Annotated in this window: 27 protein-coding genes and 1 riboswitch; of the genes, 16 read left to right on the top strand and 11 right to left on the bottom strand. The window is 57.8% G+C overall.

Annotated features, from left to right (window positions below; genetic code table 11):
* The first annotated feature begins 29 nt into the window (after window positions 1-29).
* The 8 genes from HK23_RS09970 to HK23_RS09935 are packed head-to-tail and all read left to right on the top strand — an operon-like array spanning window position 30 to window position 7,892.
* On the top strand, window positions 30-1,034 hold the full coding sequence (locus HK23_RS09970) for a lytic murein transglycosylase (protein WP_086653847.1): 1,005 nt from the start codon (window positions 30-32) through the stop codon (window positions 1,032-1,034).
* On the top strand, window positions 1,031-1,912 hold the full coding sequence (locus HK23_RS09965; protein ID WP_086653846.1) for a septal ring lytic transglycosylase RlpA family protein: 882 nt from the start codon (window positions 1,031-1,033) through the stop codon (window positions 1,910-1,912). The genes HK23_RS09970 and HK23_RS09965 overlap by 4 nt, the downstream gene beginning before the upstream one ends.
* An 8-nt stretch (window positions 1,913-1,920) precedes the next feature.
* Window positions 1,921-3,138 (top strand): D-alanyl-D-alanine carboxypeptidase family protein, encoded by a 1,218-nt coding sequence (locus tag HK23_RS09960; protein WP_063908207.1) that lies wholly within the window; start codon window positions 1,921-1,923, stop codon window positions 3,136-3,138.
* Window positions 3,139-3,141: 3 nt separating this feature from the next.
* On the top strand, window positions 3,142-3,780 hold the full coding sequence (gene tmk, locus HK23_RS09955; protein ID WP_086653845.1) for a dTMP kinase: 639 nt from the start codon (window positions 3,142-3,144) through the stop codon (window positions 3,778-3,780).
* The gene (locus HK23_RS09950; RefSeq protein ID WP_086653844.1) at window positions 3,767-4,732 is read left to right on the top strand and encodes a DNA polymerase III subunit delta'; all 966 of its coding nucleotides are present in this window, start codon (window positions 3,767-3,769) and stop codon (window positions 4,730-4,732) included. Before tmk ends, HK23_RS09950 begins: the two co-directional genes overlap by 14 nt.
* Window positions 4,729-6,270 carry a methionine--tRNA ligase gene (gene metG, locus HK23_RS09945; protein WP_086653843.1) on the top strand — a complete coding sequence of 514 codons (1,542 nt, stop codon included), beginning with the start codon at window positions 4,729-4,731 and terminating at the stop codon, window positions 6,268-6,270. Before HK23_RS09950 ends, metG begins: the two co-directional genes overlap by 4 nt.
* Window positions 6,271-6,281: 11 nt before the next feature.
* The gene (locus HK23_RS09940; protein ID WP_086653842.1) at window positions 6,282-7,070 is read left to right on the top strand and encodes a TatD family hydrolase; all 789 of its coding nucleotides are present in this window, start codon (window positions 6,282-6,284) and stop codon (window positions 7,068-7,070) included.
* A gap of 18 nt (window positions 7,071-7,088) precedes the next feature.
* Entirely contained in the window at window positions 7,089-7,892 is an 804-nt protein-coding gene (locus HK23_RS09935; protein WP_086653841.1) for an MBL fold metallo-hydrolase, read from the top strand.
* A gap of 135 nt (window positions 7,893-8,027) precedes the next feature.
* Here HK23_RS09935 and HK23_RS09930 read toward each other — a convergent pair whose 3' ends face one another.
* Window positions 8,028-8,906, bottom strand: coding sequence for a universal stress protein (locus tag HK23_RS09930; protein WP_062140187.1), 879 nt, complete (start codon window positions 8,904-8,906; stop codon window positions 8,028-8,030).
* 63 nt (window positions 8,907-8,969) lie between these two features.
* Window positions 8,970-9,605, bottom strand: coding sequence for a pyridoxamine 5'-phosphate oxidase (pdxH, locus tag HK23_RS09925; RefSeq protein WP_086653919.1), 636 nt, complete (start codon window positions 9,603-9,605; stop codon window positions 8,970-8,972).
* A 167-nt stretch (window positions 9,606-9,772) separates the two neighbouring features.
* On the opposite strand from pdxH, the gene fabI reads away from it, so the two are divergent.
* Complete coding sequence (fabI, locus tag HK23_RS09920; protein ID WP_086653840.1) at window positions 9,773-10,612, top strand: enoyl-ACP reductase FabI; 840 nt, start codon at window positions 9,773-9,775, stop codon at window positions 10,610-10,612.
* Window positions 10,613-10,620: 8 nt separating this feature from the next.
* Window positions 10,621-11,691 (top strand): chorismate synthase, encoded by a 1,071-nt coding sequence (gene aroC, locus HK23_RS09915; protein ID WP_086653839.1) that lies wholly within the window; start codon window positions 10,621-10,623, stop codon window positions 11,689-11,691.
* Window positions 11,692-11,694: 3 nt separating this feature from the next.
* Here aroC and HK23_RS09910 read toward each other — a convergent pair whose 3' ends face one another.
* Window positions 11,695-12,126 (bottom strand): OsmC family protein, encoded by a 432-nt coding sequence (locus tag HK23_RS09910; RefSeq protein WP_086653838.1) that lies wholly within the window; start codon window positions 12,124-12,126, stop codon window positions 11,695-11,697.
* A gap of 257 nt (window positions 12,127-12,383) precedes the next feature.
* On the opposite strand from HK23_RS09910, the gene HK23_RS09905 reads away from it, so the two are divergent.
* The gene (locus tag HK23_RS09905) at window positions 12,384-13,886 is read left to right on the top strand and encodes a malate:quinone oxidoreductase (protein WP_256940146.1); all 1,503 of its coding nucleotides are present in this window, start codon (window positions 12,384-12,386) and stop codon (window positions 13,884-13,886) included.
* 55 nt (window positions 13,887-13,941) lie between these two features.
* Here the strand turns inward: HK23_RS09905 and HK23_RS09900 are convergent, their stop codons facing one another.
* The 7 genes from HK23_RS09900 to HK23_RS09870 form a co-directional block, all read right to left on the bottom strand.
* The gene (locus HK23_RS09900) at window positions 13,942-15,351 is read right to left on the bottom strand and encodes a carbohydrate porin (protein ID WP_256940152.1); all 1,410 of its coding nucleotides are present in this window, start codon (window positions 15,349-15,351) and stop codon (window positions 13,942-13,944) included.
* A 315-nt stretch (window positions 15,352-15,666) separates the two neighbouring features.
* Window positions 15,667-16,191: a 6-pyruvoyl trahydropterin synthase family protein gene (locus tag HK23_RS09895; protein ID WP_086653837.1), complete on the bottom strand. Its 525-nt coding sequence runs from the start codon at window positions 16,189-16,191 to the stop codon at window positions 15,667-15,669.
* The gene (gene queC / locus HK23_RS09890) at window positions 16,184-16,912 is read right to left on the bottom strand and encodes a 7-cyano-7-deazaguanine synthase QueC (RefSeq protein ID WP_086653836.1); all 729 of its coding nucleotides are present in this window, start codon (window positions 16,910-16,912) and stop codon (window positions 16,184-16,186) included. The genes HK23_RS09895 and queC overlap by 8 nt, the downstream gene beginning before the upstream one ends.
* Before the next feature lie 3 nt (window positions 16,913-16,915).
* Window positions 16,916-17,560: a 7-carboxy-7-deazaguanine synthase gene (queE, locus tag HK23_RS09885; RefSeq protein ID WP_086653835.1), complete on the bottom strand. Its 645-nt coding sequence runs from the start codon at window positions 17,558-17,560 to the stop codon at window positions 16,916-16,918.
* A gap of 45 nt (window positions 17,561-17,605) precedes the next feature.
* Window positions 17,606-18,607, bottom strand: coding sequence for a biotin synthase BioB (gene bioB, locus HK23_RS09880; protein WP_086653834.1), 1,002 nt, complete (start codon window positions 18,605-18,607; stop codon window positions 17,606-17,608).
* Window positions 18,608-18,742: 135 nt separating this feature from the next.
* Window positions 18,743-19,783 (bottom strand): threonine aldolase family protein, encoded by a 1,041-nt coding sequence (locus HK23_RS09875; RefSeq protein WP_086653833.1) that lies wholly within the window; start codon window positions 19,781-19,783, stop codon window positions 18,743-18,745.
* Window positions 19,784-19,838: 55 nt separating this feature from the next.
* A riboswitch (SAM-I-IV-variant riboswitch) is annotated at window positions 19,839-19,955 on the bottom strand.
* Window positions 19,956-20,050: 95 nt separating this feature from the next.
* On the bottom strand, window positions 20,051-20,824 hold the full coding sequence (locus tag HK23_RS09870) for an SDR family oxidoreductase (RefSeq protein ID WP_086653832.1): 774 nt from the start codon (window positions 20,822-20,824) through the stop codon (window positions 20,051-20,053).
* A 147-nt stretch (window positions 20,825-20,971) separates the two neighbouring features.
* Between HK23_RS09870 and HK23_RS09865 the strand changes: the two genes are divergently transcribed.
* Both HK23_RS09865 and HK23_RS09860 read left to right on the top strand, forming a co-directional pair.
* On the top strand, window positions 20,972-21,895 hold the full coding sequence (locus HK23_RS09865) for a LysR family transcriptional regulator (protein WP_086653916.1): 924 nt from the start codon (window positions 20,972-20,974) through the stop codon (window positions 21,893-21,895).
* A 101-nt stretch (window positions 21,896-21,996) separates the two neighbouring features.
* On the top strand, window positions 21,997-22,278 hold the full coding sequence (locus tag HK23_RS09860) for a putative hemolysin (protein WP_063908220.1): 282 nt from the start codon (window positions 21,997-21,999) through the stop codon (window positions 22,276-22,278).
* A gap of 599 nt (window positions 22,279-22,877) precedes the next feature.
* Here the strand turns inward: HK23_RS09860 and HK23_RS09855 are convergent.
* A complete protein-coding gene (locus HK23_RS09855) occupies window positions 22,878-23,132 on the bottom strand; it encodes a hypothetical protein (RefSeq protein ID WP_086653831.1) in 255 nt (84 codons plus the stop codon).
* A gap of 291 nt (window positions 23,133-23,423) precedes the next feature.
* Here HK23_RS09855 and HK23_RS09850 point away from each other — a divergent pair, with 291 nt between their 5' ends.
* The 3 genes from HK23_RS09850 to cysC are packed head-to-tail and all read left to right on the top strand — an operon-like array spanning window position 23,424 to window position 26,873.
* Complete coding sequence (locus HK23_RS09850; protein ID WP_063908221.1) at window positions 23,424-24,110, top strand: phosphoadenylyl-sulfate reductase; 687 nt, start codon at window positions 23,424-23,426, stop codon at window positions 24,108-24,110.
* Window positions 24,111-24,161: 51 nt separating this feature from the next.
* On the top strand, window positions 24,162-24,956 hold the full coding sequence (gene cysD, locus HK23_RS09845) for a sulfate adenylyltransferase subunit CysD (protein WP_061491034.1): 795 nt from the start codon (window positions 24,162-24,164) through the stop codon (window positions 24,954-24,956).
* A 24-nt stretch (window positions 24,957-24,980) separates the two neighbouring features.
* Window positions 24,981-26,873, top strand: a complete 1,893-nt coding sequence (gene cysC, locus HK23_RS09840; protein WP_086653830.1) for an adenylyl-sulfate kinase — start codon at window positions 24,981-24,983, stop codon at window positions 26,871-26,873.
* The last annotated feature ends 54 nt before the right edge of the window (window positions 26,874-26,927 follow it).

The following is a 26,927-nucleotide window of genomic DNA, read 5'->3' as shown; positions in this document are numbered from 1 at the left end:
TATGCGTGTAACAACAGGGCTGATACGGAATGCTGAGAAGACGATTTCTTGTGGGTGGGGCTGTGTCCGCCGCTGCGGTGACCCCGGCTTTTGCAAAAAGCAAAGTGACGCACGCCTCCTCTTCTGCCGCTGAGCAGGGGAGCTATGCTGCGTTTCTTGCCGGTGTGCGCCGGGAAGCCATCAGCAAAGGCCTGTCCGCTTCTGTGGTGGACGACGCGCTGGCGCTGACGTCGGAACCCAATGCAAAGGTTCTGAAGGCAGACCGACATCAGCCGGAATTCACTCTGACATGGGCGCAATACAAGGCCCGCGTAATTACCGATAAAAAGATTTCAGACGGGCAGGCCGCTGTTAACAAGCGTGAGGCTCTGCTCGGCAAGGTGAGTCAGCTTTATGGCGTGGACCGCGGTGTGATTGCCGGGATCTGGGGCCTCGAATCTGCATATGGCACCAAGATGGGCACGTTCCATGTGGTCGATGCGCTTGCGACTCTGGCGTATGACGGTCGTCGAGCCGCCTTTTTCCGCACGGAACTGTTCAAGGCTCTGGCTATTCTGGGGCAGGGTGACATTACGCCCGCGGGAATGCTGGGGAGCTACGCCGGGGCCATGGGGCAGCCGCAGTTCATGCCGAGCGCTTATGAGCAGTATGCGGCCAGTTTCCCTGCTGGTGGCCGACGCGATATCTGGAACAATGAGGGCGATGTGTTCGCCTCTATTGCCAACTATCTGGCCAAATGCCACTGGATTGCCGGTCAGCCGTGGGGCGAGGCCGTTGACGTCCCGGATTCCATTGATCAGGGGCAGATCGGGCGGACAATTGTGCGTCCGGTTTCCTACTGGGCCACGCAAGGCGTGAGGCCGCAGGTTGGTGGTGACTTTACCCATATGGGGCTGAGTGGTGCCATTATCCGGCCTGATGGTGTGGGGGGCGAGGCCTACATGGTGTACCACAATTTCAACGTCATCCGGCGGTATAACCCGTCCGATTTCTATGCTCTGGGTGTTGGTCTTCTGGGTAGTGCCGTGGCGTGAAAAAAGCCGTTCTTCTCTGTTGCGTCGGTATGGCGGCCTGTTCCAGACCGCAGCAGCCTGCGGTAAAGCCTAATGTGCATTATGTGGTTGGTCCCGCCTGGCAGGCTGGAGCGGCATGGGTGTATCCGAGAGAGGATTTTTCCTATCAGGCCATGGGGCTGGCTGTTCGTCAGCCAGCGTCTGCTCAGCCGCTGACCACAGATGGAGAAATGCGGAATCCGCTTTCCATGACAGGAAGCCATCCGACCTTGCAGCTGCCTGCGGTCGTGACGGTGATCAATCTGGACAATGGGCGGGAAATTACCATCCGCGTGAATGATCGCGGTCCGGCAGAAGCAGGGCGCGAACTGGGACTGTCATCCAAGGCGGCAGACCTGCTTGGGGTGGGCGCGGAGCCTGCTCGTGTCAGGATTGTGGAGGATGAAGCCGCCAGTCGTCAGCTGGCGGAAGTGCTGCCCGGTGGCCCGATGTTGCAGATTAACGTCGCTCCGCGGGAAGCTGTAAGGCAGACGGACCTTGGTGGTTCGGGTACTATCCTTCAAAATACAGGCGTGTCACCTCAGCCGGAACAGCAGGCAGCCTCCGCAGGGCAGGCTACGGCTCAGACAGCTGTCCAGTTGCCGGAGCTTCCGGTCCAGTGGCGGCAGGGGCAAGCCGTTCCGACTCAGCTTTGGGTTGAGACGGCAGATTTTACAGCGCGCGGGGCGGCAGCAAGGCTGGCCGCGCAGGATGGAGGCTCGGTCTGGCCTTCTTTCACGCCACAAGGCAAGATGTGGGCTGTCCGACAAGGACCTTTTACGACTATAAGCGACGCGGATGCGGCCCTGAAGCGCGCACTCGCTGATGGCTTGACCGGATCTCATATCGTCGTCGAATAGGAAAGAACGTGCAAACTCGACGGTTTCTTCTCGCAGGGGGCGCAGCCCTCCTCTCAGGTAGTTATTCTCTGACTGCTTTTGCCCGCAAGCCAAAGGGGGCGCATCCGCATGCGGCTGCTCCTGCCGCTGCGGCGCCTCAGCCTGATGGAGTAGCGCAAACACCTGCGACCACGCCTGTCGGCCCGCTGGATACACTGGCGCGCTGGGCGTGTATTATTGACTATAAGAGTGGCGCAACCCTGCTTGAAAAAGCAGCGGATGAACGCATGCCTCCGTCTTCTCTGACCAAGATGATGACGGCTTATGTCACGTTCAGCATGCTCAAGGCTGGCCGTCTGCGGCTGGATCAGGCTCTGCCGGTAAGCGAACGCGCCTGGCGGATGCAGGGTTCTCGCATGTTTGTGCCGCTGGGGCAGAGCATTGCGGTGCAGGACCTTATTCAGGGCATGGTCATTCAGTCCGGTAACGATGCCTGTATCGTGCTGGCGGAAGGAATTTCCGGGTCTGAAGAGCAGTTTGTCGCGCTGATGAATGACATGGCGGGCAAGCTGGGGCTGACTAATTCCCACTTCATGAATGCGACGGGCTGGCCTGCGGAAAATCACTACATGACCGCCCGCGATGTGGCCTATCTGGCTCTGCGGCTGATCCATGATTTCCCGGAATATTATCATTATTTCTCGGAAAAAGAGTTCTTCTTCAACAAGATCCATCAGGCAAACCGCAATGCACTGGTGGTTAAAGGACTGGCTGACGGTCTGAAGACTGGCCACACGGACGCGGGCGGGTTTGGCCTGTGTGCTTCGTCTGAACGCGAAGGCCGCCGGGTCATTATGGCCATCAACGGCCTGCCGACGGATGGTGCCCGTGCGCGTGAAGGTGAACGCCTGATGGGCTGGGCGTTTGCGAACTTCGAGTCCGCGACCATTGTCTCCAAGGGCGATGTGCTGGAACAGGCTCCCGTCTGGATGGGGGCCAGCCAGACGGTGCCGCTGGTGGCTGCGCAGGACTTCACCATGATGCTGCCGCATGGCTGGCGGAATGGGACTCATCTGTCTCTGGACTATCAGGGGCCGCTGGCGGCTCCCATCCAGCAGGGGCAACCGGTAGGGCAGTTGACTGTTATGCTGCCGGGTGGCCGACAGGCGCTGGTGCCGGTGGTGGCAGGGCAGAGTGTGCCGGCTCTGGGTGTTCTGGGGCGTGCAGCGCGCCGTCTGCACCTCTGAGCCATGGCAAAGGGTCTGTTTGTTACGCTGGAAGGTAGCGAGGGGGTGGGGAAATCCACCCAGCTCCGCTTGCTGCACTCCGCTCTGGCCTCTCTGGGGCATGATGTTCTGACCACGCGGGAGCCGGGTGGTTCTCCGGGGGCAGAGGATTTGCGACAGCTTTTGCTGTTTGGCAAAAACCCTCTTTCTCTGAGGGCTGAGATCCTGACGCATTTTGCGGCACGTGCTGACCATCTTGACCAGATGATTACTCCAGCACTGGCCGAAGGGCAGATTGTGATCTGTGACCGGTTTACGGATTCTACCATGGCCTATCAGGGCTATGGACGCGCGGAAGGAAACCCGGACGTGCTGGATCTTATCTCCCGTCTGCAAAGTCAGTTGGGGCGTGATCCGGACGTAACTTTTCTGCTGGAAGCACCACGGGATGTGGCCCGCCTGCGGCTCGCCGCACGCGGTGCGCCGGTTGACCGGTATGAGCAGTCCGACGAGGCTTTTCATGCCCGGGTGACCGCCGGGTTCCGGGAAATTGCTCGCCAGAATACCGGGCGGATCCGCAGGTTGCAGACGGATGCGCACTCAGCTGAAGAGATTAACAGTCTGATTGTGAAAGATATTCTTTCTCATATTGCGCAGGCTTAAGCCGGTGCAGGGTGACCCGCGTCAGGCCTCCTTGCATCTGCATGGGCATGCAGAGCCTTTGCAGGCGTTTCGCAAGATCTTTGAAAGCGGGCGTCTGCCGCATGCCTGGCTGATTACCGGGCCGCCGGGCATTGGCAAGGCGACCTTTGCTTTCCGTCTCGCCCGAATGATTCTGGGTGGGGAAGAGCCGGAAAGCCCAGCTGGGCGGCGAATTTCTGCCGCGACGCATGCGGATCTATTGGTTGTCAGCCGCAGTTTTGATGAAAAAAAGCAGCGCTATCGTGGCGAGATTGTTGCGGATGAGGTGCGGCCTATCAATGCCTTTCTGCGGCGTACGGCGGCGGAAGGCGGCTGGCGGGTTGTGATTGTGGATGGTGCGGAATGGCTCAACCGGAGTGCCGCCAACGCGCTGCTGAAAATTCTGGAAGAACCCCCACCAGCGGCTGTGCTGCTGCTGACATGCTCTGCACCAGGGCGTCTGTTGCCCACCATTCGGAGCCGGTGCCGTAGGCTGGAACTCGAGCCGCTGGATAGCATGGACATGATGGCCGTGTTGCGGGAAATCCAGCCCGAGGCCTCCGCTGAGGAAGTTGGCCGCGTGCAGGCCGCAGCGCATGGCGCACCCGGGCGCGCCGCGGCCTTTCTGGCGGATCAGAATGGGCAGATTGCCAGTCTGGTGGAAGAAACCCTTAACGGGCTTTCTGCCAGCCGAGGCTATGAAATTGCCGAAATCGTTCTTCGCAAGGATGGCGGTTTTAATTTATTTTTCAGTCTGTTATCGGACTTTCTTCAGGAGCGTGCGCGTCAGGCTGCCCGGCAGGGGAATGCCGCGTGCGTTGCTCTGGCAGACGCATGGGAGGCGATCATGCGTCTTCAAAGCGAGACGGAACGCTTTAATCTCGATAAACAGGAAACACTTCTCGAAGCCATGACTATTGCGAGCATTGCATGACCCGCCCTTTTTACGTCACGACCCCGATTTATTATGTGAACGGCGCGCCGCACATTGGCCACGCCTACACCTCCGTTGCGGCAGATGTGCTGGCACGTTTTCATCGTCTGGCCGGAGATGATGTGTTTTTTCTGACCGGCACGGATGAGCACGGCCAGAAAGTGGAGCAGGCGGCGCAGGCGGCAGGTGTGGAGCCCAAGGCTTTTGCGGACCGGGTGTCTGATGATTTCCGCAGCATGGCAGACGCCATGGCCATCTCCTACGATGATTATATCCGCACCACTGAGCCGCGGCACATCAAGGGTGCGCAGGCACTGTGGCAGAAAGTGGCGGAAAATGATGCCATTTATCTGGGGGCGTATGAGGGCTGGTATGCCCTGCGCGATGAATGCTTCTACGGGGAAGACGAGCTGATTGACGGGCCGAATGGCCAGAAAGTTGCGCCGACAGGTGCGCCGGTTGAATGGGTTAAGGAGCCGTCTTACTTCTTCCGTCTGTCCCACTTTCAGGACCGTCTGCTGGCCCATTACGAGGCACACCCGGAGTTCCTTGGTCCGCATGGTATGAAGCGGGAAATCGTCAGCTTTGTGAAGCAGGGGCTGCGGGATCTTTCTATCAGCCGCACCAGCTTCAACTGGGGTATCCCGGTGCCGGGTGACGACAAGCATGTGATGTATGTCTGGTTTGACGCGCTGGCGAACTATCTCAGCGCACTGGACTACCCGGATACAGCAGCCCCGCGCGCCCGTTTCTGGCCTGCAAGCCAGCATCTGGTCGGTAAGGATATTGCCCGTTTCCACGCCATTTACTGGCCTGCATTCCTGATGGCAGCGGGGATTGAACTGCCGAAGAAGATTTTTGCAAACGGCTGGTGGACTGTTGAAGGCCAGAAGATGAGCAAATCTCTGGGCAATGTGGTCGACCCGCGGGATCTGGTGAAGGAATTCGGACTGGACGCCGTGCGCTTCTTCCTGCTCCGGGAAGTGCCCTTTGGGGGTGATAGCGATTTGTCTCGCAAGTCCCTGATTATGCGGAATAATATCGAGTTGGCGAATGATCTGGGTAATCTGGCCCAGCGTACGCTGTCTCTGGTGGCCCGCAACTGTGGGGGCGTTCTGCCGGAACGCCGCACACTGACGGAAGAGGATACGCAGCTTCTCAACCATGTGGCCGTGCTGCCCGAGCTGATGGCCAGTCAGATGGACCGTTGTGCCCTGACGGATGCGCTGGAAGATGTGTGGAAAGTCATCCGCGCCTGTAATGCCTATATCGACCATCAGGCTCCGTGGGCGCTCAAGAAGACCGACCCGGAACGGATGAGCGACGTGTTGCGCGTGCTGGTGGATGCTCTGCGTGGGATCGCCACCGTGCTTCAGCCCTATATGCCGCAGAGCATGGACCGGATGCTGACGCAGCTTGGTGTGACGGAAGAGGAGCGCACATTTGCGGCTCTGGAAACACCGCTGCCGGGAGGCCGTCAGCTGCCTGCACCGCAGGGGATTTTCCCGCGCTATGTTGAAGCCGCTGACCCTGCGTGAATGAGACGAGTATGACTGGACTAATCGACTCTCACTGTCATCTGGACCACTACACGGATGAAGAACTGCCAGCGCTGCTGACGGCGGCCAAAGAGGCCGGCGTCAGTGGGATGGTCACCATCGGCACACGTCTGGCCCGTGCGGATGAGCAGAAGCGCTTGACGACGTTCAATACGCCGGATGTGCGGGTATGGTGCACGGTTGGCACGCACCCGGACCATGTTGAAGAAGTGCCTGTGCCCTCTGTGGAAGAGATTATCGCAATCGCAGATGCACCGAACGTCGTGGGGATTGGCGAGAGTGGTCTGGACTATTTCCACGGCGTGGAAGAGGTCAGGCCGCTCCAGCAGGAGAGCTTCCGGCAGCATATTGGTGCCGCCCGTGCGCTGAATGTGCCCATTATCATCCATGCCCGGCAAGCGGATGAGGATGTCGCGCAGATTTTGCGGGACGAGTCCGCGAAGGGGGCCTTTCCCATCCTGCTGCATTGCTTTGCGTCTAGTGTTGATCTGGCCCGGTGTGTGGTGGATCTGGGTGGCTATGTCAGCTTTTCCGGCATTGCGACTTTCCCGAAATGCGGGGAATACCGCGAGGTTGCGCGGGACCTGCCGGCAGACCGTATTCTGGTCGAAACCGATTCCCCGTATCTGGCGCCCGTGCCGCGCCGTGGGAAGCGGAATGAACCCGCTTATGTGGCCTATACGGCGGCCTGCCTTGCGCAGGAGCGCGGGCAGGATCTGGCGGATTTCACACAGATGACGACCGATAATTTTTTCCGTCTCTTCCGTAAGGCGGTCTGAGCAGGAAAGACAGACGGTATGAAGGTGACAATTCTGGGATGTGGCGGGTCGGCCGGTGTCCCCATGCTCGGCGGCGAAGACGGCCATGGCATCTGGGGGCAGTGTGACCCGAAAGAACCCCGGAATATCCGCACCCGTGCTTCGATTTTCATTCAGATGGAAGATGGAGAAGGGATTCTGGTGGATACCGGGCCGGATATCCGTGCCCAGTTGCTAACGCACGGGATCAGCGCCTTCAAATCCATTTTCTACACCCATGCCCATGCTGACCATATTGCCGGGCTGGATGAGGTGCGGGGTATCAACCGTGTGGTGAAGCAGCCGATTACGGCCTACGCCACGCCCTCCGTTCTGGAAGAAATTCAGACCCGCTTTAACTATGTTTTCCAACCCTGGACCCCGCCACATTTTTTCCGGGCTGTGGTTGAAGCGCATCCGGTGCCGCTGCATGGGGATGTGGTGATGGGGGGCTACAAGGTCTCGCTGTTTGAGCAGAGCCACGGGCGCATCCCGTCATCGGGCCTGCGTTGTGGGGATTTTGCTTACAGCACAGATGTTGTGGAACTGCCGGAAGCCTCATTCAAGGTGCTGGCAGGGGTGGATACGTGGATTGTCGATTGTTTCCAGAAGGAGCCGCATAGCGCGCATGCCTGGCTGGACCGGGTGCTGGAATGGAAAGACCGTGTCCAGCCGCGTCGCCTCATTCTGACCCATCTGGGGCCGGATATGGACTGGGCGTGGATGCAGGCCAATCTGCCTGATGGTGTTGAAGGCGCATGGGACGGCCTGAGCTTTACGCTACCAGACCCGGAAAAAGCCTGAGGGTGGTTTGTGGTCGGGTTTTGTAAGAGGCAGACCGCTATAAAGCTGTAAGGCAAAAAATACCCCCGGACAGCCTAAGGGACCGGGGGTATTTTTTTACCTACAGGTGTTCTCAAACCCGCTGAAGTTCGGGTTTTAGCGGCTCATCAGAACCGTCAGGTCAGCATGTTCCAGAATATAACGGGTCACGCCGCCCAGAATGAGCTGACGCAGGCGGGAGTGGGAATAGGCCCCCATCGCCAGCATATCCGCATCAAAGTCATGGCAGGCCGCCAGCAGGCCTTTGCCGACATCCCGGTCAACCGGTGGGAAATCGACAGAGTCGGCTTTGATGCCGTGGAAAGACAGGTAGTCGATCACATCGCGCGCCTTCGGGCCGCGACGCTGATAATCCTCACAATGCAGAACGCGCACAGCTTCGGCTGTCTGAGCCCAGGCCAGAGCGCCGCGCAGGGCGGATGAAGATTCGGCCGTACCGTTCCAGCCAATGCAGACGCGCTTGATCATGCCTTTGGGGGGCGTGCGCGGCGCGATTACAACAGGGCGGCCGCTATCAAACAGAACGGCATGCAGCGTTTCGGAAGAGGAGACTTCCGCCCCGGAATCCGGATGCGGCACCAGTGTGAAGTCCGACAGTCGGGCGTGAGAGGGGACAATCTCACTTTCCGCACCGTTGATGATGTTGAAGCTGATGCTTGGTTTATCCCACGGGAAAACCGAGTGAGGCGAAATCACTTCAATATCCGGATGTGCGGCGACGAAGCGTTCAAACAGTGCCCGCACTTCATGCGCATGGCGTGAGCTTTCATGCTCAGCGGTGCGCATCAGATCTTCCACCATTGCGCCGGACAGACCTTCACCAGCCAGTGGTGCAATGTCCCGGCCATCCGGGCGGACATGCAGCACAGCCAGATGCGCGCCAAAGCGGCGGGCAAAATTGTAACCCCGAATCAGCGCGGCTTCCCCATTGGAAGTGCTGACCATGGGGAGCAGGATTTTACGGACGTCTTTCATTGTTCTTGTTCTCCGCGTTGATAAGAATCGGGCTGGCCGACCGGTTGATCTGTTCCGTGAGAGTTATGGATATAAACGCGTGACATTCCAGTGGTTTCCGTCGCGCGTCCATGTCGCGCGATCATGCAGGCGGTAGGGTCTTTCCTGCCAGAACTCAAAACAGGTGGGCGTCACGCGGTAGCCGGACCAGTTGGCCGGGCGCGGAATGAGATCCTGCCCCTCATAACGGGCTTCCACATCCTTCAGGCGCTGCTCAAAAATGGCGCGGTCTGCCAGTGGGCGGGATTGATCAGAAGCAACAGCCCCCATCCGGGAGATACGGCTCCGACTCGTAAAATAGGCATCCGCCTCTTCCGTGCTGACCGGGGTGACCGTGCCTTCAATCCGGATCTGCCGGCGCAGGCTTTTCCAGTGGAACAGCAAGGCAACATGCGGATTTTCCGCCAGTTCATTCCCCTTGCGGCTGTCCTGATTGGTGTAGAAAACAAACCCGCGCCGATCCATGCCCTTCAGCAGCACAATCCGCGCCGAGGGGTGGCCATTCGGCGTGCTGGTGGCAACCACCATGGCGTTCGGATCTGAAGGCTCGGTTTTTTCAGCCTCCTGCATCCATTCGGAAAACAGGGTGAACGGATCGGCCGCAAGGTCAATCAACGCTTGCGAGGAGGCCGGGGAGGGAGTGGAAGTCGATTCAGTCATGCCCTGTTCTTTCAGCATCGAATTAAAGCCGCTCTTCACGCTTTGTATCGAAAGGGAAGAATGGTTTGAAGCGTTAGCAAGCGCTTAGGTCTTGTTTAGCAGGCTGTGGTATGCGACCAACCGCTACAGTTTTAGAGCACACTCAACAGACAGGTCGAGGTCACAGCATGTCTTCCAACAACACCACATTGCCCGCCCAGGGAACATTGATGCAGGGCAAAAAAGGTCTGGTAATGGGTGTTGCCAACGATCGCTCCATTGCCTGGGGTATTGCGCAGGCGGTTGCGGCTCAGGGTGGTGAGATGGCTTTCACCTATCAGGGTGAAGCACTGGGCAAGCGGGTTAAGCCGCTGGCTGACAGCATTGGGGCCTCTTTGGTTCTGCCGTGTGATGTGACGGATGAGGCTGCGCTGGATGAGCTGTTCGCCACGCTGGAGAAAAAGTGGGGCAAGCTGGACTTCGTGGTGCATGCTATTGGCTGGGCCGATAAGCAGTTCCTGCGCGGGCGGTATGTCGATACCCCGCGTGAGGCTTTTCTGACCGCCATGGACATTTCCTGCTTCTCCTTTACCGCAGTGGCTCAGCGCGCCTCTGCTCTGATGAAGGATGGCGGTTCTCTGCTGACCCTGACGTATCTGGGTGCTGAGCGCGTGATGCCGCATTACAATGTGATGGGTGTTGCCAAGGCGGCTCTGGAAGCCTCTGTGCGTTATATGGCGGCAGATCTTGGGCGAGACGGCATCCGCGTGAACGGTATTTCTGCCGGTCCCATCAAGACGCTGGCAGCCAGCGGGATTGGCGATTTCCGCTACATTCTGAAATGGAACCAGTATAATGCTCCGCTGGAGCGCAATGTGGCTCTGGAAGAAGTGGGCGGTGCAGGGCTTTATATGCTCTCCGACCTCTCTTCCGGCGTAACGGGTGAAATTCACCACGTTGACTGCGGCTATAACATTGTGGGCATGAAAAACCCCACGGCTCCGGATATCTCTGTAGCAGGCGACTGAGGTTTACTGTGTCCTACAACAGCTTTGGCCATCTTTTTCGCGTCACCACCTGGGGTGAAAGCCATGGACCGGCCATTGGCTGTGTAGTGGATGGTTGCCCGCCCCGCCTGCCTCTGACCGAGGCGGATATTCAGCCGTTTCTCGACCAGCGGCGGCCCGGCCAGTCTGCCTTTACCACCCAGCGCAAGGAGCCGGATGCCGTGCGCATCCTCTCCGGTGTGTTTGAAGGGCAGACAACGGGCACCCCGATTTCTCTGCTGATTGAAAACACGGATCAGCGGTCCCGCGACTACGGCGATATTGCGCAGACCTATCGCCCCGGCCATGCAGATCTGACGTATGACCTGAAATACGGCATCCGCGACTATCGCGGCGGCGGCCGGTCTTCCGCGCGTGAGACGGCCTGCCGGGTGGCAGCCGGTGCAGTGGCGCGTCAGGTGCTGGGGCAGGGGGTGCGTATTCGCGGGGCTCTGGTGCAGCTTGGCCCGCATAAGATCGACCGGTCTCGCTGGGACTGGGATGAAGTGACCCGCAATCCGTTTTTCTGCCCGGATGCGGCCTGCGTGCCGGAATGGGAAGAGTATCTGGCTGGCATCCGTAAAGCGGGGCTGTCTATTGGGGCTGTGATTGAGGTTGTAGCGGAAGGCGTTCCGCCCGGCCTTGGTGCCCCGGTTTATGGCAAGCTGGATTCCGATCTGGCCGCCGCCCTGATGAGCATCAATGCCGTTAAAGGCGTGGAAATTGGGGATGGGTTCGCCTCTGCCGCTCTGACCGGCCTTGAGAATGCTGACTCGCTGTCCATGCAGGATGGCCAGATTGCCTTTGGCGCAAACCATGCCGGTGGCATTCTGGGCGGTATTTCCAGCGGTCAGCCAATTGTGGCCCGGTTTGCTGTCAAGCCGACCAGCTCAATGCTGGCACCGGTGCCGTCTGTGACCCGTGATGGCCAGAATAAAGAGGTGATTACCAAAGGGCGGCATGACCCGTGTGTCGGGATTCGTGCGGTGCCAGTGGGAGAGGCCATGATGGCCTGCGTTCTGGCAGACCATCTTTTGCGGCATCGTGGACAGGTTGGCTAAGGCTTAGCCAACCAGTTTGGCGTCCAGTGTGATGTTCGCCTTGAAAAGCTTGGAAACCGGGCAACCGGTCTTGGCCTTGTTGGCGAGTTCCTGAAACTGCTCCGGTGTCGCGCCGGGCACTTCGGCTTCCAGCTTAAGGGCGACGGCATCAATTTCAAAACCATCTGCAACCTTGTTCAGGCTGACTTCCGCCTTGGTATCGATGGAATTTGCCGTCAGACCTGCGTCTCCCAGAATCAGGGAAAGCGCCATGGAAAAACAGGCTGCGTGTGCAGCACCCAGAAGCTCTTCCGGATTGGTGCCGGGTTTGCCTTCAAACCGGGTATTAAACCCGTAGGGCTGATTTTTCAGGGCATGGCTTTCCGTGGAGATTGTGCCATGCCCTTCCTTGATGGAACCTTCCCAGTGGGCGGTGCCATGTTTTTTAATCGCCATAATCCAAAATCCTTTTTTACTGTCGGGCAGAGTGTGCATAGAACGCAGCCTCAGCCGTTAAGTTCACGCAATGCTGCTCCGCTCTCGCAGAGATGAGAACTGCCCCGAGCTGAAAATGTGGCATAGGATAAGCGCATAACCACACGGGTTACCTCACGCCCGCTCTTGCACCGGAGCGGGAACCACGGCATGCGGGAAAGACCTTCTGCCCGTCTCCTGCTTCCGATGGGAAGAAATGGGCTGATAATGCGGAGACCATGATGAGTTCCACCACGACCGATCCTTCTTCATCCGTTGATGTCGCCCTGATTGGTGGAGGCGTGATGAGCGCCACCCTTGGGGTGTTTCTCCGGCAGTTACAGCCGGACTGGCGCATCAGTATTTTTGAGCGTCTGGATAGCGTGGCGGAAGAGAGCTCGGACGCGTGGAATAATGCGGGCACCGGCCATTCCGCACTCTGTGAGCTGAACTATACGCCGCAGAAGGCCGATGGCAGCGTGGATATCAGCAAAGCTGTGGCGGTGAATGAGGCGTTCCAGATTTCCCGCCAGTTCTGGTCTCATCTGGTTGAAAACGACATTATTGCCTCTCCGCGGGATTTTATTACCCCCGTGCCGCACATGAGCTTTGTCTGGGGAGAGGCCAATGTTGCCTTTCTGCGCAAACGCCATGAGGCGCTGAATGCACATCCGCTGTTTGCTGGGATGGAGTATTCTGAAGATCCGGCTCAGATGGCGCAGTGGATGCCGCTTGTCATGCAGGCGCGGCCGCCCGGCCAGCCTCTGGCCGTGACGCGGAGCCTGAACGGGACGGATGTGAACTACGGTGCGTTGACGCGCCTGTTGTTCAGCTACCTGACAGAAACCGCCGGATGCACTCTGCATACCAAGCATGATGTGCTGAATATCAAGCGCGGCCCGGATGGTCGGTGGCAGATTCTCGTGCAGGATCTGCGCCTTAACACACAGCGCACGGTTAATGCCCGCTTTGTCTTTATCGGTGCCGGTGGGGGCGCGCTGTCTCTGCTCCAGAAAACAGGCATCCCGGAAGCTAAAGGGGTTGGCGGGTTCCCGGTCAGCGGTCAGTTCCTGCGATGCACGAACCCGGAAATTGTGGCGCAGCATCGGGCAAAGGTTTACGGAAAGGCCTCTGTTGGTGCACCGCCCATGTCTGTGCCGCATCTGGACACCCGCATGATTGACGGCAAGCCCGCGCTCCTGTTTGGGCCGTATGCTGGCTTCTCCACCCGCTTCCTCAAACATGGGTCTTTGATGGATCTGCCGCGCTCCATCCGGCCTGATAATATCAAGGCCATCCTGTCCGTCGCTCGGGATAACTGGCCGCTGACCAAATATCTGATCGAGCAGGTCATGCAGTCCAATAGTGAACGGATGAACGCTCTGCGTGACTTTGTTCCCACCGCACGGTCCAAGGACTGGGAATTGGTTGTGGCAGGCCAGCGTGTGCAGATTATCAAGAAAGACGCCCAGAAGGGTGGGGTTCTGCAGTTTGGCACGGAAGTGATTGCCAGCCAGGATGGCTCGATTGCTGCGCTACTTGGTGCTTCTCCGGGGGCTTCCACCGCAGCTCCCATCATGCTGACCGTGCTGAAAAAATGTTTTGCCGAGAAGCTGCCGGAGTGGGATGCAAAGCTGAAAGCCATGATCCCGTCTTATGGTCAGACGCTGGCTAACAATCCGGATTTGTGTGCTGAACTGCGGGATAAAACCACGAAGGTTCTGCAACTGAGTGAGGTCTGAGCTTTTTTTCCTCTGCTGTGCTTCCTAAAAGATGGAGGCGCAGCAGAGGAGCGTTTTAGAAAATCTCGATATGGCTTTTAAAGCCAAGCATCGCGGCGTTGGGCAAATTACCCTGTCCATTGGGCCGGAAATAATATTCAAAGACCGGCTGGAAGATGACGCCACGCATCACATGGATCGCGTAATTCACTTCCAGAACGCTGGTGTGACGCTGGATGCCGGTAGCGTGGTTAATCATGGGTTGAGAGGTGCGGCGTAGCAACGCCTCTGTTCTCTGCACGTTTTGGGCAATATGAGTGTAGGTGAACGCAACACCTATGGTGTCGTACGGGCGGCTGCGCCAGAAGCCTCGATTCAGCAGGGCGCAATAAACCTCATAATCTCGCAGGGCGGTGCGTGGATCGTTATAGATCAGCCCCCCAAGAGCCGTGATGCCTGAGTTGGTCTGGTTTTTACGGTAGCGCAGCACTTGCTGGTCCAGCATAAGCCAGCTTGACCAGCTATATTGATGTCGTGCCGGTTGGTTACCGGTCAGCGCATAGGGCTTTCCACGGTTGTCCCGGTAGGTATCTGCAACCGATACATCCTGCAAAGCAGCACCAATTTTATAGTGGCCGGGCAGGCTGTGGCTCCGGCCCGTTTTTGGCTCCCAGCCGACTTCAACTGGCACAACATGACCGACAATATTGGCTCCGTTGAACTTGAAGCCGGTGCGATGCTGCGCAACCTGATAAATACCGTCTTCTGCAAAATAGACACCAGTCTGCACGTAGACATCACGCGCTGGCCGCCCGCGCACGCGGAAAGCCCATGTGGCGGCAGGATAGCCCGGATAGTAAGAGCTGTCTGAAATGCCCTTGGGGCGGCCACATATGCTGCCGTTCATGAAGTTGCAGAACAGTTCACTGGCAGCAAAGTCTGAAAGCTCGGACATGCGCCCACCCGCTATGGCAAGGCGGTTCCCAAACAGGTTTTCTTCCGCATAGAGCATGACGAGATGCACGGCCACGTTCCCCGCTCCGCCATAATCTTCCGAACTATGGTTAAGCCAGTCTCCAAACATACGGTTTGCCGTGGTGCCATAACGCCCGGTCGTAATCATATGTGTGGCCAGACCTTTCAGTCCGGCCAGTGTCTCCCAGTCGATATTCAGAGAGGCGGCATATTGTCCGGCATTACTGGCCCCTTGCCGGTAGGTGCGAAATGCCTCGCCGCGGGCAGGTGGGGTGATCGCGCCTGCAAATTCATTGGTGTTGGCCAGCAGAAAGGCAATGCCGTGTCGTCTCAGCCAACTCGTCACGCCGCCGGGATCTGCAAACAGGGCTTCTGGTCGCGCAAAGGCTGGCACCGTTGAAGGAGGCGCGCCTTTATCGGGCAAGGGGGTATCAACCCGGATAGCGGGTTCGTTCCTCAGTTCCTGATCATCTGTCTGGGCGTAGGCAGGCGTAAAACAGAGAAAGGACAGAAGAAAGAGAAAAAAAAACGTAAGTGTTGAAGGCCATTTTTTGACGTGTAGAGCCTGAAGCACATCGAAAAATGGTATTTTATGAAGAAGGTTAGAAAGAGAGAGCGGGGATTTTTCCAAAAACTAACCCATTTATTTTATTTTTGTTTGTACGGGTTATTATTCATACAATTTCAGTGGAGTTAAAGAGGAAAGAGCCGGGTCAAGAAAACGTGTTTATAGGCTTGGCCCGAGCCAGAGATGACTGCAATTTTGGGAGTGCCTTGATGGTCTGAGAGGGATCTGTCGGGCAGCGCGGCGTAAACGGTACCTCCGTCAGTCGGAAATCGACATGTCCGCGCGGTGCCACCAGCAGGATTCAGGCGGGCGCACTGCGGGGATCATGTCCTCCGGGTTGCCGCTGAAGGTCACGGTGTTGGTTGGAGTTTCCTGCAGCGAGACCTCCGTGCAACGGAGCACGTCGTCATCAGCGCGTAGAAAGGCACTGAGTTTCGCCATCATCAGGCAGACCATCAGTTCCGTTGTCGGGTCACCCGGTGTTATGACAATACGCTGTGCGCGGGCAGGTTCGTTGGCCTGAAACCACGCCAGTAGGGGATCATCTTCAGCCAGTTGTAAGGCGTGATCCAGTTTTTCATCCACAAAGCGATGCCACGTGCTTTTTGCCCGCTGGAAAGAGACGGGCATATTACCTTTGCCATCCAGCCGTGCGCGGGTGGTGGGGCTGAGGCGCACGGTGACAAATTCATTGTGCCCATGAGGCAGGGCACAGGACTCACTGGCTCCGTGAATCAGGCGGTGCCCCATGGAAAAGCGACGGGTAAAAACCAGATCAGGCATCGGTCTTCTCCGCGACATACTCTTCCCACCCGGCCCGACGCAGGGCGCAGGCGGGGCACTCCCCACAGCCATGCCCCCATGGATGCAGGGTGCCGCGGTCGCCCAGATAACAGGTATGGCTTTCCTGATTGATCAGAGACACAAGCGGGGCTCCGCCCAGTTCTTCCGTCAGTTTCCAGGTTTCGGCTTTATCAATCCACATCAGCGGCGTGTGCAGCACGTAACGTGAGTCCATACCCAGATTCAGGGCGACCTGCACGGCCTTGATGGTGTCATCCCGGCAGTCCGGATAGCCGGAATAATCCGTCTCACACACGCCGGTGACAATATGGCGAATACTGCGGCGGGCGGCGAGGGCTGCGGCAAAGGTCAGGAAAATAATGTTGCGGCCCGGCACAAAGGTGTTGGGCAAGCCATCTTTTTCCATGGCGATTTCTGCATTGCGGGTGAGAGCCGTTTCAGAAATATCGCCCAATGCTCCCAGAGCAAGGGTGTGGTCCATGCCCAGCCGTTCTTTCCAGAGCGGGTTTTGCGCACGCAGGCCATCCCGCAGGGTCTCGCGGCATTCCAGTTCCACCGCATGGCGTTGGCCATAGTCAAAGCCCAGCGTTTCCACTCGCCCAAAGCGGGCGAGGGCCCATGCCAGACAGGTGGCGGAATCCTGGCCGCCGGAAAACAGGACCAGAGCAGCTTCATCAGAGGCACGTGCGGGAGTGGACATGGGTCAGGGGATACCGGTCAGCTTGTGGGTCTGTAAAGAAAGGCCCCATTTGGGGTGGGCCAGACAGTAACGAATGGCGGCCTGTATATTGTCGTTCTGGTTCGGCCCGTCCATGGGTTGCAGCCAGAAATGCCTGAAATCAAGATGCTCCACCGTGGCGGGATCCAGTCCCGGCTGCGGATAAACCAGCTTGAGTTCTGTGCCGCTGGTCTGTTCCAGTGCAGCGCCCGCTTTGGGGCTAATGCACAGCCAGTCGATGCCCTCCGGTGCGCGCAGCGTGCCATTGCTTTCCACTGCAATCGTGAAATTGCGGGCATGCATGGCGTCGATCAAAGCGGCATCGAGCTGAAGCAGCGGTTCGCCGCCGGTAAAAACCACCAGTCCCGGTACCGTCATGGCGGCCCCAGACTCAGGCCAGAACCTGGCAATGGTCTCGGCCAGCCTCTCAGCAGTTTCAAACTTGCCGCCGCCATCACCATCCGTGCCGACAAAATCGGTGTCACAGAACTGGCAGATCGCCTCGGCCCGGTCGGCTTCCCGACCAGACCACAGGTTGCATCCTGCAAAACGACAGAACACGGCTGGCCGCCCAGCCTGTCCACCCTCACCCTGCAGGGTGAGAAACATTTCCTTGACCATATAAGACATGCGACAGCTCCTGACGCAGATCAGGCAAGGAATGCAAGAGACATTTTAGACGGAAATGCCAGTTGTATGCATGCCCAGCTTATCCAGCAGCTTACGATCCCGCGAAGCCTGCGGGTTTGGCGTGGTCAGCAGACGCTCACCGTAGAAAATGGAATTGGCACCGGCAAGGAAGCACAGGGTCTGTGTTTCATCGCTCATGTCCTCACGGCCAGCGGCCAGACGTACCCGGCTTTTGGGCATGCTGATACGGGCTGCTGCAATCATACGGACAAAATCCAGCGGATCGACTTCTTCAGAGTCACCCAGTGGCGTACCCTTCACGCGTACCAGCAGGTTGATCGGAACGCTTTCCGGATGTGCGGGCAGGGAGGCGAGGGCGGCGATCAGACCGGCGCGATCTGTCTCGTTCTCACCCATGCCGACAATGCCGCCACAGCAGACATTAATGCCCGCGTCCCGCACGTTGGACAGCGTATCCAGCCGGTCCTGATAGGTGCGGGTGGTGATGATGTCGCCATAATAGTCTGGCGAGGTATCCAGATTGTGGTTGTAGTAATCCAGCCCGGCGTCACGCAGCTTGCCTGCCTGTCCGGCGTCCAGCATGCCCAGTGTGACGCAGGTTTCCAGACCAAGACCTTTGACGCCTTCGATCATGGCGCAGACTGTTTCCAGATCATGTTCCTTGGGGGAGCGCCATGCGGCCCCCATGCAGAAACGGCTGGCTCCGGCCTCTTTGGCCTTGCGGGCTTCCGTCAGCACGGCATCCACAGCCATCAGGCGCTCGGCCTTCACGCTTTTTTCGTGCAGCGCGCTCTGCGGGCAGTAAGCGCAGTCTTCGGGGCAGCCACCGGTTTTGATGGAGAGCAGTGTGGAAATCTGCATTTCCGTAGGGTCAAAATGCGCCCGGTGCGCGGCCTGAGCGCGGAACATCAGCTCCGGAAACGGAAGGTCCAGCAGAGCCTGAATTTCCGGCACCGTCCAGTCATGACGGACTTCCGGCAAAGAGGCTGAGGGAGAACGCGTTACAGGAGAAGAACCGTCAGGCATGCGCAAAGAACCAGATTTTAAGTGAAAAGTAGGACTGAATATATCCGGTTTACCCCGGCAAGACCAGCCTGCAGAATGACGGGGATGGCCCGGATTGAGATTTCATTTCGGGCCATAGGGAAAAGGAATATCCCGCTAGAGGGCCGCATGCAGGCTTTTAATGTCAGCCGCCAGCGCATCGACCTGTGCCAGATCCGCATCCCACGCGAACATGAAGCGCGCGCCCCCGCCGATAAAGGTGTAAAAGCGCCAGCCTTTCTCTCGCAGGCCGTCCAGAAGGGTTGAGGGGGCTTTCAGGAAAACGGCATTGGCTTCGGGCGGGAACATCAGCTCCAGCCCCTCAAGCGGGAGAATGTGTTTGGCCAGATGCGTCGCGGCTGCATTGGCGCTTGTCGCATTGCGTAACCATGCACCGCTTTCCAGCACACCGACCCACGGGGCAGCCAGAAAGCGCATTTTGGACGCGAGTTGTCCGGCCTGCTTGCAACGGTAATCGAACCCTTCCGCGAGGTCACGGTCAAAAAACAGAATGGCTTCTCCCACGGCCATGCCGTTTTTGGTGCCTCCAAAACACAGCACATCCACGCCGGATTGCCAGGTCATCTCTGCCGGGGAGCATCCAAGGGCGGCACAGGCATTGGCAAAACGGGCACCATCCATATGTAAACGCAGCCCCAGATCGCGGCAGACTGCGGAAATGGCCTGAATTTCAGTCAGTGTATAAACCTGCCCGGTTTCGGTCGGCTGGGTAATGGTGACGGCGCGGGGCTTGGGGAAGTGAATATCCGTGCGGTCTGTTGCCAGTGTGCGGATGGCGTCCGGCGTCAGCTTACCACCCTCGGTGGGGGCGGGCAGGAGTTTGGAGCCGTTGGAGAAGAACTCCGGTGCGCCACACTCATCTGTTTCCACATGGGCCAGCGCGGAGCAGATCACACTGTTATAGGACTGACACAGGGAGGCCAGCGCCAGAGCATTGGCGGCCGTGCCGTTGAAGGCAAAAAAGACATCGCAGTCTTTTTCAAACAGGGAGCGGAAGGCGTCGGCAGCGCGGGTGGTCCAGATATCCTCGCCGTAGGCTGGGACGTAGCCCTGATTGGCCTCCTGCATGGCGGCAAGAGCCTCAGGGCAGATTCCGGCGTAGTTATCGCTGGCAAACTGTTGGGTAATCTGTGTCATGTTTGATCTCTTCAAAACGGTGCGAGATCAAAAGACAAAGCGACGACGCGCGTGGCATGGGTCCGTTATTGCCGGTCTTCTGGCCACATCCCTTCACTGCAAAGCAGGGAAGGCACCACCTTGCACGGACGCAGGTTGGTGTCAGGCGTCGGCCTGACTCTTGATGCTTCTGAGCCTACTCATAAATAATCGATAAAAAAACACAACAAATTGTTGGAAAAGTGTGAGGAAGGAGCAGGGCATGCGCTCCTTCCCCAACAGGCCGGGTTATTTGGTGGTGTAGCCGCCATTGACCAGAATGGTCTGGCCCGTCATCCACCAGCCTTCCGAGACCAGAAAACGGACGAACGGGGCAATATCCTCAATGTCCGTCAGGCCGGTTTTGCTGAAGGCAGAAAGGGCGGCGGCGGTTTTATGATATGCCACGGCATCCGGCGCTTCCTGACCGTAAAAGAAGGGCGTATCCATCGGCCCCGGACCAATGGCGTTGACCGAAATACCGCGTGCGCCAAACTCCTTGGAGGCTGCCCGCGTGAAATGCTCCACCGGGGCCTTGGCGCCGGCATAGGTGGAGTAGAACGGGGTGTAAGCCCCCAGCAAAGACGTGACGAGGGTCAGCAGTTTGCCGTTGTCATTCAGGTGCAGCCCGGCTTCCTTGATGAAGAAATAGGCCGCCTTGGAATTGATGGCGAACATTTCGTCAAATTCGGCTTCCGAGGTTTCCGCAATCGGCTTTTTCAGCACTTTACCGACGGTGTTGATGGCAATGTCGGGCTTGCCGATGGCGGCAATGGTGTCCGCAAACAGTTTGCTGTTGGCGGCTGCGGTTGTCAGGTCCGCCTGCAGAGCAACGGCCTGCACACCGGCGGCTTTCAGGTCGGCCAGAGTTTTCTCGGCCTCGGGGCGCGTGGCGTCACTATTATAGTGAATGGCAATGGCTTTCACGCCATGTGCGGCCAGATCGCGAGCAATCAGGCCACCAAGATTCTTGGCGCCACCCGTAATCAGAGCGGTTTTTCCTTTGAGACTGTGGTCTGCCATATCCGGTTGTCCTTTTATTGAAAGACACCGCAGGATGCGGACTTTCATGAGGAAAACAGTATCATCTCGTTTTTCTTAATAAATAGGTGTCTTTAAACAACACTTGTCGTATAATCCGAACAATAGGGCGTGTTACCCGAGGGTGTTGTGGACCGGATTGATCTTTTTCGTATTTTTCTGCGTGTTGTAGATTCCGGCAGTTTTTCAAGGGCTGCGGATACTCTCAACATGCCCCGGTCCTCCGTTTCGACCGCTATTCAGGCGCTGGAAAGCCGGGTAGGGGCGCGCCTGCTGTCCCGCACAACGCGCACGGTTTCCACCACGGCGGATGGTCGGGCTTTTTACGATGTCTGCCTCCGGCTGGTGGCAGATGTGGAAGAGGCGGAAGGTCTGTTCCGGCGGGATAAAGCGACACCGCGCGGCGTTTTGCGCGTGGATATGCCGGGGCGGATCGGCCGGTTGATCGTGGCCCCGGCCTTACCGGAATTTCTGGAACGCTACCCCGAGATTGATATTGAGCTGGGCGTGACCGACAGACCCGTCAATCTGGTGGAAGACGGGATTGATTGCGTGCTGCGTATTGGCCCGTTGCAGGATTCGGGCCTGATTGCCCGTAAGATTGGTGAATTGTCGCTGATTAACGTCGCAAGCCCAGCCTATCTGGCTCGCTATGGTAGGCCCGGCACCCCGCAGGATCTGTCGCAACATCTCGCTGTTGGCTATGCATCCGCCTTCAGCGGACGCGTGGAAGAGTGGGAATGGCAGGAAAACGGCCAGTTACATACCTGCGCCATGGCCGGGCGCGTCACGGTCAACAGTGCGGAAGCCCTGATAGCCTGCTGTCTGGCCGGTCTGGGGCTGATTCAGGTGCCCGCCTATGATGTTCAGCAGCAGGTGAAATCCGGGGAACTGGTAGAAGTTCTGCCAGAATGGCGCGCAGAGCCAATGCCCATGACGTTGCTTTACCAGCATCGTCGGCATTTCTCTCATCGTTTGCAGGTCTTTGCGGACTGGTTGTGCGCGTTGCTGGAATCCTGTCTTCATGAGGCGGGCGAGGGACGGTCGGCATGAAAAAATTCGGAAAACATTTACAGACGGGTGTGCAGGGCGTGACAAATCCCGACCCATACGAGAGACTATCTTTCAGATAATCAAAACAGGATCTTGCTGCCATGACCGTTACGTTTTCTCGTCTGACTAAAGCCGCTCTGGCGGTCTGTGCCGCAGGGATGCTGGCAGGGTGTGAACACCATACAGAAGACCAGAGCCGTAACAGCGTTCGGCCGCTTCGTATTCCCAATCCGGCCGCGCTTTATTGCACTAAAAAAGGCGGCACGCTGAGCATGAAGCAGGACGCAACTAAAGGGCAGGTTGGCTACTGCCATCTGCCAGACGGTACGGTGATGGATGAGTGGGAACTGTTCCGCCGGGATAATCCGAGCCCGACAAAATAACGGCGTATCGCAGAAACCATCCGTTGTGGCTGATCGGTTTGCTAAGGCAGGCTGGTTAGCGACGGTGGCGGTTGATGCGTGACTTGCCTGAGAAATTAAGGGCAGGGCATGCGTCAAGGCGCTCTTGCACGGGCCGTTGGTGGTCACAGGCTGATTTAAAGAGTTCCTTGGAGTGGACGGCCTCATAATAATGCTGCCCCGACAGATCCTCTCAATAAAGGCGCACGGAAAAGCGTGGTTTGGTGCATCCATGCGGTTCACATGCTGAACCTGGGGCCTGCGGGCTATCATCTGTGACGGCTCGCGGCGTGTGGCATTGGAAGCTGGAATATCTGAGCTTGCAATGGGATTGGCACTTGATCCGATGCATCACCCAAGAGGATCTGCTCTTGAACATCAACTCTTGAGCGTTCGGTTATGGCGGGCAGCTAGTGAGTGAACTTGTGAGTGATTATGCAGGTTGAGGGGAATGGGTCTGGCAAAATTTGTGGGGTCTAATGCGCTGGGACATAAATCGCATAAGATATATTATGCCAACTAAATTGTATCTGGGTGTCGGCGCGGCCATTTGTTGCGTTGGGCACGCCGACTGTCAGACATTAGAGTGCTGGGCCCGTGTCAGCGGCTACCAAGGCCTGAAGAGCGTTGCGGCTGAGATGCGTGATCTTCTCTAATGCATTGTTTTGGAATAATTTTCTGTTCGTGTTCGTTGTCAGATACGCGTAAGGCGCGCGCAGAGCGCCAGAGAGTGCTGTGAAGCGTTTTACGCGATGAATAGTCTCGGCGGCGCCGTTCGGCTCTGTATGCCTTTTTACGGGACTCTCCTGCTGGGTGGGTTCGCGCGTTTCTTTCATTGCTTCCTGTGCACACTGCCCCGTAACGCCTCATGAGATAAAGTTGGGCTGCGGATGTGATCTTCTCGTTTTTTGAGCGTTTCTACGGGCCGGCTTGTTTCAAAAATGACAAATAACTGTCTGGCAAAAGACATCGCGTGGATTTTGAGCTAGAAAACATCGTCTGTGTGTGTGGAATACCTTGCCTGCAAAATACGAAATTCTTTCGTGGAGAATGGGCTTGAATCGGTGTCAATTTACGTGCAATATCCTTTAAATACTATTTCACGTAGTTGTTATTGGAATTCCCGAATGTCTGTTGCCCGGTCAGTTTTGACAGTCTTGCGCTCCCAGGCTCAGGATCCTGTCAGACTTCTCAGCGCAGCATCTGCTCAGCTTGGTAAAAAGGTGGGCGTGATGTCCTCCTTTGGTGCGGAATCAGCTCTTTTGCTCGCTTTTGTCGCGGAAGTTGACCCGGATATGCCCGTGCTGTTTCTGGAAACAGGCAAGCATTTTCCGGAAACACTGGCCTATCGCGCCGAGCTGGCGCGCTTTCTTGGTCTGAAAAACGTGATTGATGTCCGGCCAGCGCAGGCTGAGGTGCAGGAGCGTGACCCGACTGGAGAACTCTGGGCCTTTGACCCGGATGCCTGCTGCCGCCTGCGTAAAGTTGAGCCGCTCGATCTGGCCACGCTGCCCTATGAAGCACTTGTAACCGGACGCAAGCGTTCTCAGGCTTCCACCCGTGCGGCGCTGCCGGTGGTGGAAGAAAAGGAAGGCGGTGCACTTCGCCTCAACCCGCTGGCGCTCTGGGAGGCGGAAGATATTACACGGGAAATGGCGCGCCGCGGCCTGCCCCCGCACCCGCTGGTGGCGGAAGGCTACCTCTCTATCGGCTGTGCACCCTGCACGCGCCCTGTTGGCCAGACGGCAGACCCACGCGCCGGGCGCTGGGCCGGGCTGGCCAAGACAGAGTGCGGCATTCACACGGCTTCCTGACAGTTCAGGACACCTTATCTCTCTTTTCTCAAAACAGGTTTGACCAGACAAATGGACCATCTTGATCAGCTCGAGGCACAGAGTGTCTTCATCCTTCGGGAAGCCTACCGCAAGCTTAAGCCGCTCGCCATGTTGTGGTCTTTGGGCAAAGATTCCAACGTCATGGTCTGGCTGGCCAAAAAGGCTTTTCTGGGCCGCGTGCCCTTCCCCGTCATGCATGTAGATACCGGTAAGAAATTTCCGGAAATGTATAAATTCCGGGATGAATACGCCAAAAAGTGGGATCTGGACCTGCTGCTGGGCACCTGCCCGCCGGTTGAGGAAATGGACCCGTCCCTGCCTCCGGCAGCCCGTTCTGCCGCCCGCAAGACGGCCGGTCTCGCTGCGATGATTGAAAAGCACAAGTTGCAGGGCGTGATTGCCGGCATCCGTCGTGATGAACAGGGCACCCGCGCCAAGGAACGCGTCTTCAGTCCGCGTGGTGCCAGCCACAAGTGGGATATCCGCAACCAGCCGCCGGAATTCTGGGACCAGTATGCCACCCCGCATGAGGAAGGCATGCACATCCGCGTGCATCCGCTGCTGTCATGGCGGGAGATTGATATCTGGCGCTACATCGAGCGCGAGGGCATCCCGCTGGTGGATCTGTATTTTGCCAAAAACGGCAAGCGGTATCGCTCTCTGGGTGATCAGGACATTACCAACCCGGTTGAAAGCAATGCCAGCACACTGGCTGAAGTTATTGCCGAACTCGAAACCACCCGTACATCCGAACGGTCTGGTCGGGCCATGGATCATGAATCCGAAGATGCCTTCGAGCGGCTGCGCGTCGCCGGTTATCTTTGAGCCTTAGCGGACTGGAATAGAATTATGACGAATACGCTTTCCCCCTCTGCGGCTCAGTCTCAGGAGCCCGCGACGCCGATCGTTATCGTCGGTCACGTCGATCACGGTAAATCGACGCTGATTGGTCGCCTGCTGCATGACACGGATAATCTGCAGGACGGCAAGGTCGCCCAGATTATTGCGTCTTCCAAAAAGCGCGGGCTGAAGGTTGAATGGAGCTTCCTGCTCGACTCCCTCCAGATCGAGCGCGATCAGGGTGTGACGGTTGATTCCACCCGCATCCCCTTCCTGCTGAATAAGCGGGAATTTGTGATTGTGGATGCGCCCGGCCATCGCCAGTTCCTGCGCAACATGATCACCGGCGCAGCCGATGCGGAAGCCGCTGTGCTTGTGGTGGATGCGGCTGAAGGGGCACGGGAACAGACCCGTCGCCACGCCATGCTGCTGCACCTTATTGGTATCCGGCATGTGATCGTTCTGCTGAACAAGGTCGATCTGCTGGACTTCGATCAGGCGAAAATTGAAGCAGCAGAAAAATCCGTCTCCGAGCTTCTTACAAAGCTGGATCTGGAAGCCGCTCTCTTCATCCCGGCCTCTGCGCGGGATGGCGATAATATCGCCAGCCGCTCCGAGCGGATGCCCTGGTATAGCGGTCCGACCCTGACGGAAGCTCTGGCACAGGTCCCCTCACCTGCGTCCCGCGCTGAACTTCCGCTGCGCCTGCCGGTGCAGGATGTCTATCGCTTTGACGACAAGCGCTATGTGGCAGGCCGTATTGAGCGCGGTCGGGTGCGCGTGGGCGATACGGTGATTATCGGGACGCAGAAAACCCCTGCGAAGATTTCCTCCATCGCAAGCTGGCACACCGCGCCGCAGATTTCTGCCGCCGCGGGTCAGTCCGTCGCCGTTACGCTGGAGCCGGATGTGATCCCGGACCGTGGTGATCTGCTTCACAAATCAGAAACTCCGCCGGTTGCGGCCTCCCGCATCCGCACGCGCCTTTTCTGGCTGCGTCAGGAGCCGTTGCGTGTGGGTGAAAGCTTCCACCTGCGTCTGGCGACGGCAGAGCATGCTGTGACGGTAACCTCCATTGATTCCGTGGTGAATCTGGATGACCTGCAGAAATATGCTGGTGAGGAAGTTCCGGCAGAAGGCTTTGCAGAAATCACGCTGTCCGCGGCGGAAACCATCCTGTTTGACCCCTTCGTGCCGGGCACGGCAGACGGGCGCGGCGTTCTGGTGGACCGTCAGCAGCGTATTGTGGGTGGTGCACCGCTACTGGGGCCAGCCGCTATCGCGGATGGTGAAAAGGTTATTCACCCCACAGGCAGCAACGTCACAACGCAGGACCGCACACGCGCCAAGGGTCATCGTGGCGGGGTGTTCTGGCTGACCGGTCTTTCCGGCTCCGGCAAAAGCACACTGGCACGGGCAACGGAAGCCGCTCTCTTTGCTGATGGTGTGGACGTTACCGTTCTGGACGGAGACACTCTGCGCGCTGGCCTGTGCAAGGATCTTGGTTTCTCTGAAGTCGACCGGACTGAAAATGTTCGTCGCGCAGCGGAAGTCGCCCGTATCCTGCGGGATGCCGGTCAGGTGGTGCTGGTCGCGCTGATTTCTCCTCTGCTTTCTGACCGCGCTCTGGCTCGTCAGATTCTTGGAGAAGAGTTTGCTGAAGTCTTTGTGGATGCGGACCTTGCAACCTGTGAGCAGCGTGACCCCAAAGGGCTGTATGCGGCGGCACGGTCTGGCAAGATCAGTGGCTTTACAGGCATTGATGCACCTTACGAAGCACCGGTCAGCCCTGCCCTGCACCTGAAAACCAGCGCAGGAAGTGTTGAGTCCGAAACAAAAACACTTGCATCCTTTATCAAAGACACCGTCAGATTATCAGGTGCGCTGAAAGCTCGCTCTTAATCAGGGCGAAACACGGGTCAGAAGATAGTGTTGCCGATTGCAACCTCTGTTCTG

Origin of the sequence: Acetobacter malorum (genome assembly GCF_002153605.1) — a bacterium.
GTDB classification, from domain to species: Bacteria; Pseudomonadota; Alphaproteobacteria; order Acetobacterales; family Acetobacteraceae; genus Acetobacter; species Acetobacter malorum_A.
This window is presented reverse-complemented; position numbering and strand designations above follow the sequence as displayed.

Bases quoted from the DNA above. Each gene is read 5' to 3' on its own strand.
- HK23_RS09970 (WP_086653847.1), top strand. From the start codon at position 30: ATGCTGAGAAGACGATTTCTTGTGGGTGGGGCTGTGTCCGCCGCTGCG.
- tmk (WP_086653845.1), top strand. From the start codon at position 3,142: ATGGCAAAGGGTCTGTTTGTTACGCTGGAAGGTAGCGAGGGGGTGGGG.
- metG (WP_086653843.1), top strand. From the start codon at position 4,729: ATGACCCGCCCTTTTTACGTCACGACCCCGATTTATTATGTGAACGGC.
- HK23_RS09940 (WP_086653842.1), top strand. From the start codon at position 6,282: ATGACTGGACTAATCGACTCTCACTGTCATCTGGACCACTACACGGAT.
- HK23_RS09935 (WP_086653841.1), top strand. From the start codon at position 7,089: ATGAAGGTGACAATTCTGGGATGTGGCGGGTCGGCCGGTGTCCCCATG.
- HK23_RS09930 (WP_062140187.1), bottom strand. From the start codon at position 8,906: ATGAAAGACGTCCGTAAAATCCTGCTCCCCATGGTCAGCACTTCCAAT.
- pdxH (WP_086653919.1), bottom strand. From the start codon at position 9,605: ATGACTGAATCGACTTCCACTCCCTCCCCGGCCTCCTCGCAAGCGTTG.
- fabI (WP_086653840.1), top strand. From the start codon at position 9,773: ATGTCTTCCAACAACACCACATTGCCCGCCCAGGGAACATTGATGCAG.
- HK23_RS09910 (WP_086653838.1), bottom strand. From the start codon at position 12,126: ATGGCGATTAAAAAACATGGCACCGCCCACTGGGAAGGTTCCATCAAG.
- HK23_RS09905 (WP_256940146.1), top strand. From the start codon at position 12,384: ATGATGAGTTCCACCACGACCGATCCTTCTTCATCCGTTGATGTCGCC.
- HK23_RS09895 (WP_086653837.1), bottom strand. From the start codon at position 16,191: ATGCCTGATCTGGTTTTTACCCGTCGCTTTTCCATGGGGCACCGCCTG.
- queC (WP_086653836.1), bottom strand. From the start codon at position 16,912: ATGTCCACTCCCGCACGTGCCTCTGATGAAGCTGCTCTGGTCCTGTTT.
- queE (WP_086653835.1), bottom strand. From the start codon at position 17,560: ATGTCTTATATGGTCAAGGAAATGTTTCTCACCCTGCAGGGTGAGGGT.
- bioB (WP_086653834.1), bottom strand. From the start codon at position 18,607: ATGCCTGACGGTTCTTCTCCTGTAACGCGTTCTCCCTCAGCCTCTTTG.
- HK23_RS09875 (WP_086653833.1), bottom strand. From the start codon at position 19,783: ATGACACAGATTACCCAACAGTTTGCCAGCGATAACTACGCCGGAATC.
- HK23_RS09870 (WP_086653832.1), bottom strand. From the start codon at position 20,824: ATGGCAGACCACAGTCTCAAAGGAAAAACCGCTCTGATTACGGGTGGC.
- HK23_RS09860 (WP_063908220.1), top strand. From the start codon at position 21,997: ATGACCGTTACGTTTTCTCGTCTGACTAAAGCCGCTCTGGCGGTCTGT.
- HK23_RS09855 (WP_086653831.1), bottom strand. From the start codon at position 23,132: ATGAAAGAAACGCGCGAACCCACCCAGCAGGAGAGTCCCGTAAAAAGG.
- HK23_RS09850 (WP_063908221.1), top strand. From the start codon at position 23,424: ATGTCTGTTGCCCGGTCAGTTTTGACAGTCTTGCGCTCCCAGGCTCAG.
- cysD (WP_061491034.1), top strand. From the start codon at position 24,162: ATGGACCATCTTGATCAGCTCGAGGCACAGAGTGTCTTCATCCTTCGG.
- cysC (WP_086653830.1), top strand. From the start codon at position 24,981: ATGACGAATACGCTTTCCCCCTCTGCGGCTCAGTCTCAGGAGCCCGCG.